16 protein-coding genes and 1 tRNA gene are annotated in these 15578 nt (G+C 45.5%); 15 read left to right on the plus strand and 2 right to left on the minus strand.

The genetic code is table 11. The annotated features are described in order from the left end of the window. Window positions 1–4 precede the first annotated feature (4 nt). From LZG75_RS11285 to LZG75_RS11350, 14 genes are all read left to right on the plus strand, one after another. A complete protein-coding gene (locus tag LZG75_RS11285) occupies window positions 5–997 on the plus strand; it encodes a class 1 fructose-bisphosphatase (RefSeq protein WP_233924718.1) in 993 nt (330 codons plus the stop codon). An 18-nt stretch (window positions 998–1015) separates the two neighbouring features. After that, window positions 1016–1091 (plus strand) — tRNA-Thr (locus LZG75_RS11290). 124 nt (window positions 1092–1215) lie between these two features. Next, window positions 1216–1581, plus strand: coding sequence for a glycine zipper family protein (locus tag LZG75_RS11295; RefSeq protein WP_233924717.1), 366 nt, complete (start codon window positions 1216–1218; stop codon window positions 1579–1581). A 155-nt stretch (window positions 1582–1736) separates the two neighbouring features. Beyond that, the gene (locus LZG75_RS11300; RefSeq protein ID WP_233937579.1) at window positions 1737–2738 is read left to right on the plus strand and encodes a tripartite tricarboxylate transporter substrate binding protein; all 1002 of its coding nucleotides are present in this window, start codon (window positions 1737–1739) and stop codon (window positions 2736–2738) included. Window positions 2739–2820: 82 nt separating this feature from the next. Next, a complete protein-coding gene (locus LZG75_RS11305; protein WP_233937580.1) occupies window positions 2821–3339 on the plus strand; it encodes a tripartite tricarboxylate transporter TctB family protein in 519 nt (172 codons plus the stop codon). A gap of 42 nt (window positions 3340–3381) precedes the next feature. Then, entirely contained in the window at window positions 3382–4887 is a 1506-nt protein-coding gene (locus LZG75_RS11310) for a tripartite tricarboxylate transporter permease (protein WP_233937581.1), read from the plus strand. A 272-nt stretch (window positions 4888–5159) separates the two neighbouring features. After that, the gene (gene pufB / locus LZG75_RS11315) at window positions 5160–5309 is read left to right on the plus strand and encodes a light-harvesting antenna LH1, beta subunit (protein WP_233924713.1); all 150 of its coding nucleotides are present in this window, start codon (window positions 5160–5162) and stop codon (window positions 5307–5309) included. A 15-nt stretch (window positions 5310–5324) separates the two neighbouring features. Then, the gene (locus LZG75_RS11320; RefSeq protein WP_233924712.1) at window positions 5325–5552 is read left to right on the plus strand and encodes a light-harvesting protein; all 228 of its coding nucleotides are present in this window, start codon (window positions 5325–5327) and stop codon (window positions 5550–5552) included. Window positions 5553–5631: 79 nt separating this feature from the next. Further along, the gene (locus tag LZG75_RS11325; RefSeq protein WP_233937582.1) at window positions 5632–7032 is read left to right on the plus strand and encodes a PucC family protein; all 1401 of its coding nucleotides are present in this window, start codon (window positions 5632–5634) and stop codon (window positions 7030–7032) included. Window positions 7033–7203: 171 nt separating this feature from the next. After that, the gene (locus LZG75_RS11330) at window positions 7204–7629 is read left to right on the plus strand and encodes a DUF2946 family protein (protein ID WP_233937583.1); all 426 of its coding nucleotides are present in this window, start codon (window positions 7204–7206) and stop codon (window positions 7627–7629) included. Between the two features lie 103 nt (window positions 7630–7732). Next, complete coding sequence (locus LZG75_RS11335) at window positions 7733–9979, plus strand: TonB-dependent receptor (protein ID WP_233937584.1); 2247 nt, start codon at window positions 7733–7735, stop codon at window positions 9977–9979. Window positions 9980–10058: 79 nt separating this feature from the next. Beyond that, window positions 10059–11327: a sialidase family protein gene (locus LZG75_RS11340; RefSeq protein ID WP_233937585.1), complete on the plus strand. Its 1269-nt coding sequence runs from the start codon at window positions 10059–10061 to the stop codon at window positions 11325–11327. Further along, the gene (locus tag LZG75_RS11345) at window positions 11324–11794 is read left to right on the plus strand and encodes a TlpA disulfide reductase family protein (protein ID WP_233937586.1); all 471 of its coding nucleotides are present in this window, start codon (window positions 11324–11326) and stop codon (window positions 11792–11794) included. Before LZG75_RS11340 ends, LZG75_RS11345 begins: the two co-directional genes overlap by 4 nt. 67 nt (window positions 11795–11861) lie before the next feature. Then, window positions 11862–12338: a copper chaperone PCu(A)C gene (locus tag LZG75_RS11350; protein WP_233937587.1), complete on the plus strand. Its 477-nt coding sequence runs from the start codon at window positions 11862–11864 to the stop codon at window positions 12336–12338. Between the two features lie 25 nt (window positions 12339–12363). Here the strand turns inward: LZG75_RS11350 and ilvD are convergent, their stop codons facing one another. Further along, window positions 12364–14094 carry a dihydroxy-acid dehydratase gene (ilvD, locus tag LZG75_RS11355; RefSeq protein ID WP_233924704.1) on the minus strand — a complete coding sequence of 577 codons (1731 nt, stop codon included), beginning with the start codon at window positions 14092–14094 and terminating at the stop codon, window positions 12364–12366. A 132-nt stretch (window positions 14095–14226) separates the two neighbouring features. Here ilvD and LZG75_RS11360 point away from each other — a divergent pair, with 132 nt between their 5' ends. Continuing rightward, window positions 14227–15231 carry a RodZ family helix-turn-helix domain-containing protein gene (locus LZG75_RS11360; protein WP_233937588.1) on the plus strand — a complete coding sequence of 335 codons (1005 nt, stop codon included), beginning with the start codon at window positions 14227–14229 and terminating at the stop codon, window positions 15229–15231. On the opposite strand, the gene glnK is transcribed toward LZG75_RS11360, so the two are convergent. Next, window positions 15228–15566 carry a P-II family nitrogen regulator gene (gene glnK / locus LZG75_RS11365; RefSeq protein WP_233924702.1) on the minus strand — a complete coding sequence of 113 codons (339 nt, stop codon included), beginning with the start codon at window positions 15564–15566 and terminating at the stop codon, window positions 15228–15230. The genes LZG75_RS11360 and glnK overlap by 4 nt on opposite strands. Window positions 15567–15578 lie beyond the last annotated feature (12 nt).

Raw genomic sequence — 15578 nt, forward strand, 5'->3', positions numbered from 1 at the left:
GCAGATGAATTTCAAATCCTATTTAGCCGCATTCCGTCTTCAAGATCAAGCTTTGCCAGTGGGATTACAAGAGCTATTGTTGGCGCTAAGCCAAGCTTGTATCGGCTTGAGTCAAGCAGTTGCCCAAGGCCCCCTCATTGGCTTGTTGGGCACGGCTGGTACTGACAATGTGCAAGGTGAGATACAACAAAAGCTAGATATCATTGCCAACGATGCCTTAATTGCAGAGCTGAGCGGCTGTAGCGCTCTAGCAGGTATTGCCTCAGAAGAAATGGAGTTGCCCATTACCGTGGGGTCGGGTAGCGGGGATTATTTAATTTTATTCGATCCGCTGGATGGCTCTTCTAATATTGATGTGAATGTATCGATTGGTACGATTTTTTCTATTTTAAAAAAACCTACTCCTAATGTGCCACTAGAGCCAAATGATTTCTTGCAAGCAGGTTCGCAGCAAGTCGCTGCGGGATATGTGGTGTATGGCCCACAAACAACTTTAGTAATGAGCTTAGGCGCGGGCGTTGACCTTTTCACGCTGGATCCATTAACAGACCAATTTATTTTAATAAAACAGGGCATCAGCATTCCACAAGCTGCCAAAGAATTTGCCATCAATATGTCGAATCTACGGCACTGGGCTAAACCAGTGCAACGCTATATTGAAGAGTGTCTAGCTGGCACAACTGGGGTGCGGGCAAAAGATTTTAATATGCGTTGGATCGCCTCGATGGTGGCCGATGTGCATCGAGTCTTGATGCGCGGCGGTGTATTTATGTACCCATGGGATCAGCGTGAGCCCAATAAGCCAGGAAAGTTGCGGTTAATGTATGAAGCAAATCCACTGAGTTTTTTAGTGGAACAAGCCGGCGGGCAGGCAATTGACGGTAAACAGCGAATTTTAGAAATTCAGCCGACTGCGCTTCATCAGCGGGTATCAGTAATGCTGGGCGCGGCCGAAGAAATTGAACTGTTGCGTGCTTATCATTTACCCCTAAGCTAAAATTTCTATTAGAGTTAAGCCGGAATAGCTCAGTTGGTAGAGCAGCGCATTCGTAATGCGAAGGTCGGAGGTTCGATTCCTCTTTCCGGCACCACCTGTTAGTACCATTTAGCACCAATTTCAATATACTAGTGCCAAGAGAGTTGATCACCGTATTAAATAATTAGGCTGAAATAATTAGGCTGCCGTTTTAATCTGCGATAGAAAAGGAAATAGACATGAAAGCCTTTGCACTTTTTTTCACCCCATTATTTTTAGTGGCCTGCGCTGGGGCCAATGTCAAGCCGATCGTCGATATGCAGGGCGTTAATCAGGCTAAATACGATACCGATTTACAGCAGTGTCAGGCTTATGCAACTCAGCAAGATGGGGCAGCAAAGTCTGGTCTTACTGATGCGGCGATGGGAGTAGCTGCTGGCGCTTTATTGGGGTTAGTGGCAGGCGGCACGGGCTCTAATATTGCTCAGTCTGCCGGAGTTGGTGCCATTGTTGGCGGTGGCTATGGACTTTATCAAGGCAATAAGGCGCAAGAAGCCGTGGTGACTAATTGCCTAAAAGGTCGTGGTTATAAGGTCCTCAATTAAGTAGGGGTTTTTACTAAGTATTGCCCCCCGCCAGCCACAGAAGTTTTTTTTATTGATGCTGGTCAACAGAAGTTTGCATTTTTTAAAGAAAAATCAGCGCATCAGTTCTTAACAGTCAAGGTAAGATTGGGAACTAACATTAATGGAGGGGATTCATGAAACAACAAAATCGGTTATTTTTAGCTATTAGTGTCGCAGTAGCAACTATTAGCATTAACCCAGCTTGGGCAGCTTGGGAACCTACTAAACCAGTTGAATTTATTATTCCTGCCGGCCCAGGTGGCGGGGCCGATCAAATGGCACGCATGATTCAAGGCATCATTACTAAAAATAATTTGATGAAACAATCAGTTATTCCAGTCAATAAAGCAGCTGGCGCAGGTGCAGAAGGCTTCTTGGCAATGAAAGAAGCTAAAGGCGACCCCCATAAAATTGTTATTACGCTTTCTAATTTATTCACTACGCCTTTGGCAACCGGAGTGCCATTTAATTGGCGCGATATGACGCCAGTAGCGATGATGGCTTTAGATCAATTTGTTTTGTGGGATAACGCGGAAAAACCGTATAAAACTGCGAAAGAGTTTATTGATGCGGCTAAGGCTGCCGGCCCAGGTAAATTTAAAATGGGGGGTACCGGCTCTAAACAAGAAGATCAAATTATTACCGTTGCCTTAGAAAAGGCTACCGGCGCTAAATTTACCTACATTCCTTTCAAGGGGGGTGGTGATGTGGCAGTGCAGTTAGTTGGTAATCACATTGACTCTTCCGTCAATAATCCGATTGAAGCAGTAGCGCAATGGCGAGCAGGCAAATTACGGGCCTTGTGCGTATTTGATGAAAAGCGCATGCCCTATAAAGAAAAAATTACTCCTACTCAATCTTGGTATGACGTACCTACTTGTAAAGAAGTTGGCGTACCAACCGACTATGTGATGTTGCGCGGTATTTTTATGTCGCCTGGAGTATCCCAAGATCAAGTTGATTACTTCATTGGTGTTCTCAAAAAGGTACGCGAGACGCCAGAGTGGAAGAAATTTATGGCTGACGGCGCCTTTAACCAAACCTTTATGACTGGTCAGGAATATGTAAATTGGCTTGGTAAAAATGAGGCTTTACACGTCAAGCTCATGAAAGAAGCGGGCTTTATCGCGCAGTAATCATTGTTAGTCAATAAGGCTTCTACTGCGATATTTAGAAGCTTTATTTTATTTAAATACTTTATCTTTAATCGATTGAACTATGTCTGAACCTGCAAAGCAAGAAATGGTCGTTAGCGTTAGAACGATGGAAATTATTACTGCCTTACTATTTTTAATATTTGGATTTGTGGTGATGACTGGCAGTATTAAGTTAGGTGCATCGTGGGGCAGTGATGGACCACAATCGGGCTACTTTCCTTTTTACATTAGCTTAATTATTTTGCTGTCAAGTACGGTTACTTTGTATCAAGCAGTATTTCAAAACAAGCAAAAAAAAGACGACGCTTTTGTTGAAAAAGAGCCGTTCCGTCAAGTGATGGCGGTTTTTCTTCCAGCCCTTGTTTTTGTCTTGGGCGTGCAACTCATTGGCATTTATGTGTCAGCTGCAATTTACATTGCCGTATTTATGGTTTGGCTAGGTAAGTACGCTTACTGGAAGGCGATTGCCGTTGGTGTGGGGGTGAGTGTGGCCTTATATGTCCTCTTTGAAATCTGGTTTCAGGTACCACTACCGCATGGCTCTTGGTTTAACCCCTTAGCCTTTTTAGGTATGCAATAAAAATTTACATAGATAGTTGCACGGCATTTTTAGGAGTTTACGTTGGAAGAAATTAATTTATTGTTTCAGGGTTTTGCGGTTGCAATGACACCGTTTAATTTATTGCTGATGCTCGTTGGCGTAACGTTGGGCGTGATCATTGGCGTATTACCAGGTTTAGGTGGCGCCAACGGCATTGCGATTTTATTGCCGCTCACCTTTACGATGCCACCTACCTCAGCCATCATCATGCTCTCGTGTATTTATTGGGGCGCTTTGTTTGGCGGGGCAATTACTTCGATCTTATTTAATATTCCTGGCGAACCATGGTCGGTGGCAACGACATTTGACGGTTATCCAATGGCGCGTAATGGAAAAGCAGGGGCTGCCTTAACCACGGCTTTTACTTCTTCATTTGTGGGCGCATTTTTTGCCATTGTGATGATCACTTTCTTGGCGCCATTGGTGGCGAAGTTTGCTTTGCAATTCGGGCCACCTGAATTTTTTGCTGTTTATTTTTTAACCTTTTGTAGCTTTGTGGGTATGAATAAAGGCTCACCGTTTAAAGTGATTTCCGCCATGATGCTGGGTTTTGCCTTGGCTACGGTTGGCATGGACACAGTTACTGGTCAATTACGCTTAACTTTTGGCAATCCTGAATTAATGCGTGGTTTTGATTTCTTAATTGCGGTGATCGGCTTATTTGGCATTGGCGAAATTCTTTTATCGATGGAAGAGGGCCTGTCATTTTCTGGGGCAACCGCCAAGATTCGTAGTCAAATTGTTTGGGAGACTTGGAAGCAGTTACCCAAATATTGGGCTACTTCCTTACGCAGTTGTTTAATTGGTTGCTGGATGGGTATTACGCCTGGTGGGGCAACTCCCGCCTCTTTTATGTCTTATGGCGTGGCAAAACGGGTTTCTAAGCGGGGCGAAAACTTTGGCAAGGGTGAGATGGAGGGTATTATCGCTCCCGAAACAGCGGCCCATGCAGCTGGCACTGCCGCCTTGTTGCCAATGCTTTCTTTGGGCATCCCAGGTTCGCCCACGGCAGCCGTGTTATTGGGTGGCCTATTAATTTGGGGTTTGCAGCCGGGTCCCTTACTGTTTGTCGAGAAACCAGACTTTGTTTGGGGCTTAATTGCCAGTATGTATTTGGGTAATTTGGCAGGGTTATTTGTCGTTTTAACCTGCGTACCTTTGTTTGCATCGATTTTGCGTATTCCCTTTTCGATCATTGCACCCGTCATTATTGTGATCTGTGCGGTCGGGGCTTATACCGTTCATAACGCGAATTTCGATGTTTGGTTGATGATGGGTTTTGGTGTCTTGGGCTATCTTTTTAAGAAGCTAGATTACCCAATGGCACCGATGGTTTTGGCGTTAGTGCTGGGTGACCGAGCTGAAGATTCCTTCCGCCAGTCGATGTTGCTCTCCCAGGGTAGCTTAGAGATCTTTTTCTCAAATTACCTAGTTGGTACCATTACGGCCCTCGCCTTAGGCCTCTTAATCTGGCCTTTAATTGGCAAATTCACCAAAAAACGCGCTGTAAAAGCGGGTATTAGCTAGTTAATCCCCCCCAACAAGACCCAGCCTCCCCCATCAGCGCCCTACAGACAATAGCCCCTCAGCGGGGCTATTGTCCTTTATCTATATAGGTATATCCCCTAGGTGGTTTATCTGCAAAATCTGTAAAATTTTGTTGACAAGTCGAAGTGTAATTTTTATATTACACATGTAGTCGAAGTGGTTTTACAGTTTCATGCAGTTGGCTTTAGTCATAAAACCCTCGTGCGGGTTTGGCACGAAAGTAGTTCGTCTTTCTAGGGGAGACAAAAACAATGTCAAACGGAAATGTAAGCCTTACGGGCTTAAACGACGCTGAATCGGAAGAGTTGCACCGCAATCTGATTCAAGGGACCCAGTTTTTCGGCATGATCGCAGCTCTTGCCCATTTACTGGCTTATATCTACTCGCCTTGGCTTAAATAAAAAGAGGAGATCAATATGATTTACGGAAAAATGTGGACCGTTGTAAAACCCACTGTTGGCATTCCTATTTTTATTGCAGCTGTAGCGATTAGCTCTTTCTGCGTTCACTTAGCAATTGTTTCTAACACCACTTGGGTCAAAGCTTTTTTACAAGGCAATGCACCGATGATGGCGAGTTCAGCAGCAACGATGGCAGCACCCATGGCAGCACCCATGGCGGCAGCACCTGCAGCGAAGAAGTAAAGTACTTTAGCTTTTCGTGCAAGGCTGGGATCGCACATCCCAGCCTTTTTCATTGCAGCGCTAAGGTAAAATTTTTTAGATGAACCGAGTTACCAAAAAGTTAATTCAAGGTTGGTCTGAGCTAGGCTCACGTTATTTACCTTTTGCTGATGCCGCCTCAGCCGATTTACCCTTATCTCGCCTCTTACGACTATCCCTGTTTCAAGTTTCAGTTGGTATGGCTCTAGTGTTGTTAGTTGGCACCCTAAACCGCGTAATGATTGTCGAGCTGCATGTGCCCGCCTCAATTGTTTCGGTGATGATTTCATTACCAATTCTGTTTGCCCCCTTTCGTGCCTTAATTGGCTTTCGTTCAGATAACCACCAGTCGGCATTAGGGTGGAGAAGGGTGCCTTATATTTGGATGGGCACCTTAGTGCAATTTGGCGGCTTGGCGATCATGCCATTTGCTTTGTTAGTTTTATCCGGCGGTGGTCAATCTAGTCAAGCGCCGGTCTGGATTGGTTGGGCGGCCTCGGGCTTAGCCTTTTTATTTGTTGGCGCAGGCGTACACATAACGCAAACGGTAGGGCTTGCTCTGGCTACCGATTTAGCGCCTGTTGAAGCGCAGCCGAAGGTTGTGGGTTTAATGTATGTCATGCAACTGTTCGGCATGATTATCAGCGCCTTAATTTTTGGTTTAGCACTCGAACAATTTAGCCCTGCACGCTTAATTCAGGTAATTCAAGCCTCGGCAGTGATCACCATCGTGTTGAATGTGATTGCGTTATGGAAGCAAGAAACCCGAGCTCAAGTGCGTAGTCGCGTTAATCAGACCGAGCCTTCATTTATGCAATCATGGCGCACCTTTACGACCGGTGGTCATGCCGTACGCCGTTTGGTCGTAGTAGGTTTTGGCACCATGGCTTTTAGTATGAATGATGTGCTGTTAGAGCCCTATGGTGGTGAGTTGTTGAAAATGAGTGTGAGTGCAACCACTGCCTTAACTGCAACCTTAGCCATTGGCGGGTTATGGGGCTTTACTTGGGCCTCTAGGGTCTTAAGTCGCGGCAGCGATCCTTTTCGGATGGCAACGCTGGGTGCTTATGTCGGTATTCCCGCATTTATTTTTGTCATTGCAGCTGCGCCTTTGCAGGCCACCATTGTCTTTATTATCGGTACTTTTTTAATAGGCTTTGGCGGTGGTCTCTTTAGTCACGGCACCCTTACGGCGACGATGAACTTTGCGCCTGCCGACCAGCGGGGCTTGGCTTTAGGAGCCTGGGGTGCTGTTCAGGCTTCGGCAGCAGGGATTGCGGTCGGCTTGGGCGGGGTGATTCGCGATCTCGTAGTGGCCTTAGAAAATGCCAAGCTTCTACCAGAGGCCTTAAATGGCCCGGCAATTGGCTATTCCTTGGTTTATGCTTTGGAAATTGTCTTATTAATCGCTACAATTTTGGCAATGCTGCCGCTTTTACGGACCCGAAGTAGTTGTACCTAAGCTATTTTCTTATAAAATAGCTTAACCCTATCATAAGGAGACTTAACATGAGCGTTGTGCAAATTTTGTTTATTGTCTGGTTGGTTGTTTCAGTGATCACAATCATGCGAATGGTGAAACCCAATCGAAAATAATTTGAGTTTCACATACATTCAATTAAGTGAATGTTGAATGCCTCATTTTGTTAATGGCTTTGTTACGATGAAACGATTGCGTTCCTTTGCTGCAGTCTGCACAGCAATTGCATTGCTTGTCGGTAGCTTGTCGCCCGCTGTAGCTGCCATGCGAACAGGAAGTGCATCGGCCACCAGCCTGACAATGGAAATTTGTCAGGCGCAAGGGGATAAAGTAGCGGCGTTAACGATTGATCTTAGTACTACCGCAGAGTCGGCGCCGAGCAATCCTCTTGGCATGAATCACGATTGCCCACTTTGTATCATGTCCCATGCCCCAGTTGCAATTAATATCAGTATGGCAACGTCGGTTGTGCCAGTTGGCGCGCTTACACAAGCTTTTCCTGCGCTCTTTTATGTTTCACCCAAAACACTTTTTGTTTGGACTTCTCAGCCCGCTCGGGCACCCCCTACCCAGATCTAAAACTTGACCTCTTGGCCTAAAGCCTAGAGGTTTCTCTTGCTTTTATTGCGCTCTGTTGCGCATTGATGGCAAGTAGGCTTAATTTAGTTTCTGGGAGTTTGCAATGCATTTCCGTCATTTTCAGGGGGCGCGACACTTCAAAAAGCGCACCTTACAAACTGTAGCCATAAATAGTGCAGGTTTTCTGTGGACTGTAGGGTACTTTTGTCTAGCGCAAGCGCAAATTGCGCCACCACCCGATTACGATCAAAAATTAAGTGGCGTGACAGTTAACGCTACCCGTTCAGATACACCATTAGATCAAATTCCCTTAAACACCACCATTCTGACCAAGGAGGTTTTGGAGTTAGCGCCAGATCAAACCATCGATCAAATTTTAAAAAATCAGCCAGGTGTCTTTTTAAATGATCAGCCTTATTACGAGAAAGATCCAACGGGCCAAAGTTTGAACGTACGTGGTTTAGGCAATGCTCGTACTTTGGTATTGGCAGATGGGTCGCCCTTAAATGATGCTTTCTACGGCACGATTATGTGGAATTTAGTGCCACTTTCTTCGATTGATACGGTTGAGTTTATACGTGGGGGTATTTCAAGCTTATGGGGTAACTGGGGTATGGGTGGGGTAATTAATATGAATACCCGCACACCTAAAAATAGCCAGCAAGAAGTCTCGGCCAATTACGGTACTTTCAACACTGTGAACCTAGCAGCATCGAAAGATATCATGGCTACCGAGAATATGCAGTTACGCATATCGGCCGACTATTTAAATACTGGCGGCTACACGAATATCGCGACGATCTCCCCAGCCGCAGCAAATAGTGTTAAGCCTGGCATGGGGGCAGCGGCCGCACAAAATTCCAACGTCCGTTTACAAAGCTACTTTAAGGCTGGTAGTGATACAAAAGGGTTTGTGCGGATAGGTTATGGCACGATGGCTGACTACTCTAATGCCATGAGTATCGCTACCAATTTAAAACAAACTACCGATATTGCTGCTGGTACGACGACCAAATTAAGTGAGAGCGATAAGGTGCTTGTTAATTTGTTTTATCAAAATACGGCTTTTAATAAACAAAATGGTTCTAATGCCGCAGTAAGTTCGGTTTTTAATGCACAGAAGTTGGCCACTAACACCCCTTACATTAGTTCAAATTACTATGACCCATATTCCACTACAGGTGCTGGAGTGCAATACATTAAGGATATGAAGGGCTTGGTAGACCAAGTTTTAGTAGGGGTAGATGGACGGAATATTTCTGGTTCTAACTTAACTAATAATTTAACCACTACTGGCGCTGTAAGCTCAGTAAATTATGCCCAGGGGCAGCAGAATTTTTATGGCGTAATGGGACAAGCGAAATCAACTACTAGCTTCATTCCACTACAAACTACCTTAGCTTTACGGGTCGATAACTGGAGCAGTTCAACCCCGACCTATTACAACACTGGTCCCGATGGTAAAAACGCGAGCTATCAAAATATCTCGAATCAAAATAAAACCATTTTGAGTCCGAATTTAGGTTTTTTATACGAGTTATCTAAAGAGTGGAACTTACGCAGCTCTATTTATCAAGCCTATCATGCACCAGGCTTAAATAACACCTTAAGATCTTATGCCTCATCAAGCGGGGGCAATAATTTTGCTAACCCAAATTTAACTGTTGAAATTATGAAAGGCTTTGAAGCTGGCACAGATTACCGTTGGAAAGAAGGCTTTTTGCAGCTAACCGCTTTTACTAATCAAATAACTAATGCCATTACGACCTACAACTTAAAAGCCAATAATGCGACAGACGTGGCCTTAGCCCAGCAATTGTGTGGCGCGGCAAAGGGCAGTAATCCGTTGAAAGCAGCTGCAGGCAATTGTGTTTCAACTAGTATTAATTACTATACGAATAATCAAAATCTGCAAAGTCAGGGCTTAGAAATGCAGTTTCATCACAATCTCTCCCCTCAATGGGCTGTAGATGCTGGTTATTCACTCACTAATACCGTTTTAACGGCAAGCTCGACAAGCGATCCAACCGGCAGTCAAGTCGCCGGCGTACCGCAGAATATTGGCAATCTTGGAGTAACTTGGTTTCCAGTGCCTAAGGCGAGCATCACTACCACCATGCGCTATGTGGGAAACTCGTGGATGGATACCGCCCATACCTTACCTGTACCAGCCTATGCAATCTTTGGATTAAGGGCTAATTACGAAATCAATCAAGCCATTACTTTATATGCTACTGCAGTCAATATGTTAAATCGGCAGTACATTACTTTTGGCTCGGGTAGCAATAACAATAGCTATGTGCTGGGAATGCCGCAAGCATTCACAGTTGGTGGCAAGTTTACTTTTTAGTCGATCGGTGATGATGAAGAGAATAGTAATTGTGAAAGAAGCTATTTTGAAATTGACCTATCCAGCTTCCTGCAGAATCTTGATTTGGACGCTCTGCTTGCTTAGCGATGGGACCTTTGCGCAAATGCCCGAACATGATCATAGTCAAATGATGGATAAAGCGTCACATCAGATGATGCACCCGCAGATGGAAGTCTGCAAGGGGACTAGTCTTGAGTGTGCCAATGCAGCAACACCATTTTTAACGAGCGCGGGACAACTCTTTTTAATTTGGACTGCAGGCGGCGCTGTATCTCTATCCCATTCTGCTGATTTAGGTATGACATTTAGTACGCCAGTAGAAATTGCTAACCATCAAAAGAAGCTTGACGTAGGCAGCGATGCAAGGCCGCAAATAACGGTTGACCCAAAAGGCAATATATTTATTGCCTATGCTTTTTTTAAAGATAGTAATTGGAATGCGCAAATTAATACCGCGCGTTCGACAGACAGTGGTAAAACGTTTACTCAAGCACAAGCGCTGATTCAGGGTGGGGCTAGTGAACGATTTCCGATCTTGGCGGCTGATGCCAAGGGCAAGATTCATCTTGCCTGGATTGATAAGCGCGTGGTCCAGGCTGCGAATAAGCAGGGCAATAAAAAATTGGGTGGTTCGATTGCTTATGCTAGCTCAATCGATGGCGGCGTGAGCTTTCAAGCTGAAACCATTGTGAATCAAGAAAGCTGCGAATGTTGTCGCATAGGCATGGCCTTAAACCCGCAACAATTTCCTGTATTGGCCTATCGGGGAATATTTCCAGGTGGGGTGCGTGATCAGGCGACCCAAGTTCTCTCTTTCAAGCAGCAGACCTCACAGGGCTTACCGACGAAAGCGAATGATGGTGTAGGCCCAATTCAGCGGGTGGCGATCGACCATTGGAAAACGGATGTTTGTCCACACCATGGGCCAGCAATAGCGATTGCAGATACTGGAACAACACATGTTGCTTGGTTTACCCAGGGGAGTGCGCGACAAGGTGTCTTTTATGCCAATTCGAATAATGAAGGCAAAACTTATTCACCGCCACGTCAGTTAGGTAATGCGAATAGGAATGTTGCTCGCCCATATTTATTAACTATAGGCAAAGAAGTATGGCTGGTGTGGAAAGAATTTAATGGCGAAAAGGCAATTATTTATCTGCAGTACTCAAAGGACGATGGCAAGACTTGGTCGATTGCTAAACCGATTGCTGAGGCAGTAGGCTATACCGATCATCCTTTACTCATTAATCAAAACAAAAACGTATTTTTATCCTGGCTGACGCGCGCTCAGGGTTATCAACTGTTATCGATTGGACAAGCCGAATGAAGCGTTATTTATCAATGCTAGCAGCCACATTTTTTATGCTGCAAGCCGTGCAAGCAAGTGAGTCAGTAAAGGCCTATCAAAATGGCACCTGGGCACAGCTCAGTAAAGCTAACTTAGGTGAGCCACTAGCAGTACACTTTTGGGGAGTGACTTGTGCGCCTTGTATGGCAGAAATGCCCCAATGGGGTAAATTTCTCAGTCAAAATAAACAAGCTAAAGTGATATTTGTGCAAGTCGACGATGTTCCGCCAGAGATGGTGCAAAAAATGTTACAGCGGGCAAAGTTACAGAACGCAAATAATTTTTCTGTTTTTCAACCCTTTGATGACGCGATGCGTTATGAGGTTGATCCTCAATGGCATGGCGAAACGCCAATTACCATTTTAATTAATAAAAATGGGCAGTGGCAGCGCAAAACAGGGCCGATTCAATTCGCCGCATTAAAGGCTTGGTTTTTAAAACAGTAATGATTAATCGAAACTAATTATATTTAAAACAATTTTATTTACAGTATTTTTATCTCAGGAGAAGCAAATGAATTCAGCAAATCAAAGGCAACGAATGATGCAAGTAGTAATGTTTGTCAGCGGTATAGCACTAGCCTTTAGTGTTGCCGCACAAGATGCGCAAGTCGGTAAAATAAAAATTGAGGGTGCTTACACTCGCACCACTGTACCTGGTCAAAAAGTAGCCGGCGGTTTTATGAAAATTATTGATCAAGGCGCAGCTGATCAATTAATTAGCGCTAGCACACCCGTAGCTGATGAGGTGCAATTGCATACGATGTCGATGGAAGGCAATACGATGCAAATGCGCCAAGTGAAGGCGATTGATGTACCTGCTGCTGGAACAGTTGAATTAAAGCCTGGCGGCCTTCACTTGATGCTGATTGGCATTAAGACGCCGTTAAAGGCGGGCGACTTCATTCCCGTGAAATTAAAATTTGCTAAAGCAGGCGAGGTAGAGGTGAAACTACCCGTGCAACCAATGGGTCACACGGGGGCGCATTAACTATTGAACTTGGGTCAGGTATTTGCTAGCCCAAGTTCAAATCTGTGACTGCACCTTTGCTGGCGCTGCTAGCAAGGTAAGCATACTTGGCTAAAAGGCCGCGGGTGTAGCGGGGCTTGGGTTGCTTCCAAGCGGCGCGACGTTTAGCAATTTCAGCTTCGCTCACATTGAGTTGAATGAGTAATTTATTGGCGTCGATCGTTACTGAGTCACCTTCTTCAATTAAGGCAATCGTGCCCCCAACAAATGCTTCTGGGGCAACATGACCAACGACCATTCCCCAAGTGCCTCCCGAGAAGCGGCCGTCGGTAATTAAGCCTACTGATTCACCTAGGCCTTGGCCTACCAGGGCGGAGGTTGGCGCCAACATTTCGCGCATACCTGGGCCGCCCTTAGGGCCCTCATAACGAATGATCATGACATCGCCCGGTAGAATTTTTTGCGCCATGATCGCAGCCATTGCATCATCTTCCGAATCAAAAACGCGGGCTGGACCCGTTATAGATGGATTTTTTAGTCCGGTAATTTTTGCTACACAGCCCTCAGGTGAAATGTTGCCTTTTAAAATTGCTAAATGGCCGTGCGGATATAAAGGGTTGTCGAGCATGCGGATCACGTTTTGATCAGCGCGCGGCACTGAAGGCACATCTTTTAATACTTCAGCAATGGTTTTGCCGGTAATGGTCATGCAATCACCATGGAGTAAGCCCCCATCGAGCAAAATTTTCATTACTTGGGGAATGCCACCAGCTTGATGTAAATCGGTCGCTAAATAATTGCCTGATGGCTTCATGTCAACGATGACGGGTACGCGTTTACGAATGCGCTCGAAATCATCAATCGTCCATTCAATTTCTGCTGCACTGGTAATGGCCAAGAAATGCAAAACTGCATTGGTTGAGCCGCCAACTGCCATGATCACACTGACGGCATTTTCAATTGATTTTTTAGTAATGATGTCGCGGGGGCGCAAATTATTTTTAATCGCCTCAACTAGAACAATGGCTGACTCATGGGCGCTGGCGACTTTTTCAGCGTCTTCATTGGCCATGGTTGAGGAGTAGGGCAAGCTCATACCTAGTGCTTCAAATGACGAGCTCATGGTATTGGCGGTATACATGCCGCCGCAAGAACCGCTTCCAGGGCAGGCGTGTTGTTCGACGCCTTTGAGATCAATTTCGCTTAAGCGACCAGAAGTAAATTCACCTACTGCTTCAAATGCGGAAACAATATTGAGCTCTTTGCCTTTGTAGTGACCGGGTTTAATCGTGCCACCATAGACATAAATACCTGGCACATTGGTGCGCGCTAAGGCCATCATGCCGCCGGGCATATTTTTATCGCATCCTCCAATCACCACGACCCCGTCTTGCCATAAGCCGTTGACGCAGGTTTCAATGCTATCGGCAATGACTTCACGTGAGACCAGGGAATATTTCATTCCTTCAGTGCCCATGCCAATACCATCTGACACAGTAGGGGTTCCAAATACTTGGGCTTTAGCACCCGCTTCCTCAAGCGCTGTAATCGCCGCATCGGCTAATTTCTGTAAGCCACTATTACACGGGGTAATAGTCGAATGGCCATTGGCTACCCCGACCATGGGTTTGACAAAGTCCTGCTCTTGGTAGCCCATGGCGTAGTACATTGAGCGGTTGGGCGCGCGGGCCACACCCTCTGTAACCGCACGTGAACGGGAATTAAGGGGACGGTCGGCGCTATTACTTTTAGGGCCAACAGGACTTTTATTTGTCATATCACTTCTCCAAAATATGCAATTTAGGCATGCAAAAGACGCCAAAAGTAAGACTTTACAAGATTTATGCTGGGTTTATCCCTAGGGCTAGTATCTTTTAGATAAAATTATTGTTTAAATCGTCTGTTAATCATGAGCAAGAATAAGGTACCAACGATTCGTTCTTTGGCATTTATTGAGGCCAGGGAAAGGCTTGGCCTCAGCACGGAAGCATTGGCACTCAATGCCTGTCTTTCAAAAAAGCAAATTGAGCAAATTGAGAATGGTGAGCACAGTGCGTTTTACTCGCCCACCTTAAAATTGCGCTCAGCTCAAAGAGTTGCCACCATTTTGGGCCTAGAGAAGGCGGATTATCTTGAAGTGGAAATTGAAGCCCCTCCACCCCCAGTTGCAGTCATATCAGAACCAGCAACAACACCAGCAACAACACCAGCAACAACACCAGCAACAACACCAGCAACAACACCAGCAACTCCTTCTCCTCCTCCAACTCTGGCGCCCACCCCTGCACCATTCTTAGAAATGGAAAAGGCGTCAGCTCCGATTTTAAAAGTGGGTACTGCACCCACCGATTTACAAATAAAAGATAAGCAGAGAAAATTATTTTTGTTTGCTAGCATGGCGGCGGCGCTTGTTTTTGCGATTATTAATTTTGGCCATGATTTTGCTATCGAAACTGCGCCAGTTTCTTTGACGCCAGTGCCTCCCGCAGTTGTACCCTCAGCGCCACTAGCTACTGCACCCGAATTAATTCAAGAGCCCGCTGTTTTAACACCTGAGCGAACGCCCGTTACCATGGTGGAAGCTAGTTCCAAAACTGCAGCTGTAACCAGTGATGTGGCTTGCCCAAGGCCAGAAAATAACCCTGTAATGTATAAGACTAGTACACCAAGCAAGGCCGGCGATATGGTATATGTGCAAAGCTTAAGTCAGCAAGTGGTTTGTGTCATCGACTCAGCCGGCAAAGAACAGAGCAAGACACTCGAGGCGGGCGCCTCGTATTCATTTTATGGTGCACCACCATTCAAACTATTGACAGCAAATCTTGCGCAAACCGAGATTTTTTTTCAAGGCCTACGCGTAAGACCGAGCAACCCTGAAGCAAAAACGCTTATCTTAGAAGAGACGAAGTTTTAGATTGCCGATTCGTTCGCTTCACCAGTACGAATGCGGATGACTTGTTCAACTGAGGTGACAAAAATTTTGCCATCACCAATTTTGCCAGTATGTGCTGCTTTCGTAATCGCCTCGATAACGCGCTCGACTGAATCATCTGCAACGACAACTTCTACTTTTACTTTTGGTAAAAAATCAACCACATATTCTGCGCCCCGATACAGTTCAGTATGGCCTTTTTGCCGGCCAAACCCTTTAACTTCAGTAACAGTTAGGCCAGTAACGCCAACGTCTGCCATGGCTTCGCGTACTTCGTCAAGCTTGAACGGTTTAATGATGGATGTAATCAGCTTCATCTAATTCTCCTC

This window comes from Polynucleobacter sp. IMCC30063 (assembly GCF_021395235.1).
GTDB lineage: Bacteria > Pseudomonadota > Gammaproteobacteria > Burkholderiales > Burkholderiaceae > Polynucleobacter.

Coding starts and splice junctions, on each gene's coding strand:
- LZG75_RS11360 (WP_233937588.1), top strand. CDS start 14,227: ATGAGCAAGAATAAGGTACCAACGATTCGTTCTTTGGCATTTATTGAG.
- LZG75_RS11345 (WP_233937586.1), top strand. CDS start 11,324: ATGAAGCGTTATTTATCAATGCTAGCAGCCACATTTTTTATGCTGCAA.
- LZG75_RS11335 (WP_233937584.1), top strand. CDS start 7,733: ATGCATTTCCGTCATTTTCAGGGGGCGCGACACTTCAAAAAGCGCACC.
- glnK (WP_233924702.1), bottom strand. CDS start 15,566: ATGAAGCTGATTACATCCATCATTAAACCGTTCAAGCTTGACGAAGTA.
- LZG75_RS11320 (WP_233924712.1), top strand. CDS start 5,325: ATGATTTACGGAAAAATGTGGACCGTTGTAAAACCCACTGTTGGCATT.
- LZG75_RS11330 (WP_233937583.1), top strand. CDS start 7,204: ATGCCTCATTTTGTTAATGGCTTTGTTACGATGAAACGATTGCGTTCC.
- ilvD (WP_233924704.1), bottom strand. CDS start 14,094: ATGACAAATAAAAGTCCTGTTGGCCCTAAAAGTAATAGCGCCGACCGT.
- LZG75_RS11285 (WP_233924718.1), top strand. CDS start 5: ATGAATTTCAAATCCTATTTAGCCGCATTCCGTCTTCAAGATCAAGCT.
- LZG75_RS11350 (WP_233937587.1), top strand. CDS start 11,862: ATGAATTCAGCAAATCAAAGGCAACGAATGATGCAAGTAGTAATGTTT.
- LZG75_RS11300 (WP_233937579.1), top strand. CDS start 1,737: ATGAAACAACAAAATCGGTTATTTTTAGCTATTAGTGTCGCAGTAGCA.
- LZG75_RS11295 (WP_233924717.1), top strand. CDS start 1,216: ATGAAAGCCTTTGCACTTTTTTTCACCCCATTATTTTTAGTGGCCTGC.
- LZG75_RS11305 (WP_233937580.1), top strand. CDS start 2,821: ATGTCTGAACCTGCAAAGCAAGAAATGGTCGTTAGCGTTAGAACGATG.
- LZG75_RS11325 (WP_233937582.1), top strand. CDS start 5,632: ATGAACCGAGTTACCAAAAAGTTAATTCAAGGTTGGTCTGAGCTAGGC.
- pufB (WP_233924713.1), top strand. CDS start 5,160: ATGTCAAACGGAAATGTAAGCCTTACGGGCTTAAACGACGCTGAATCG.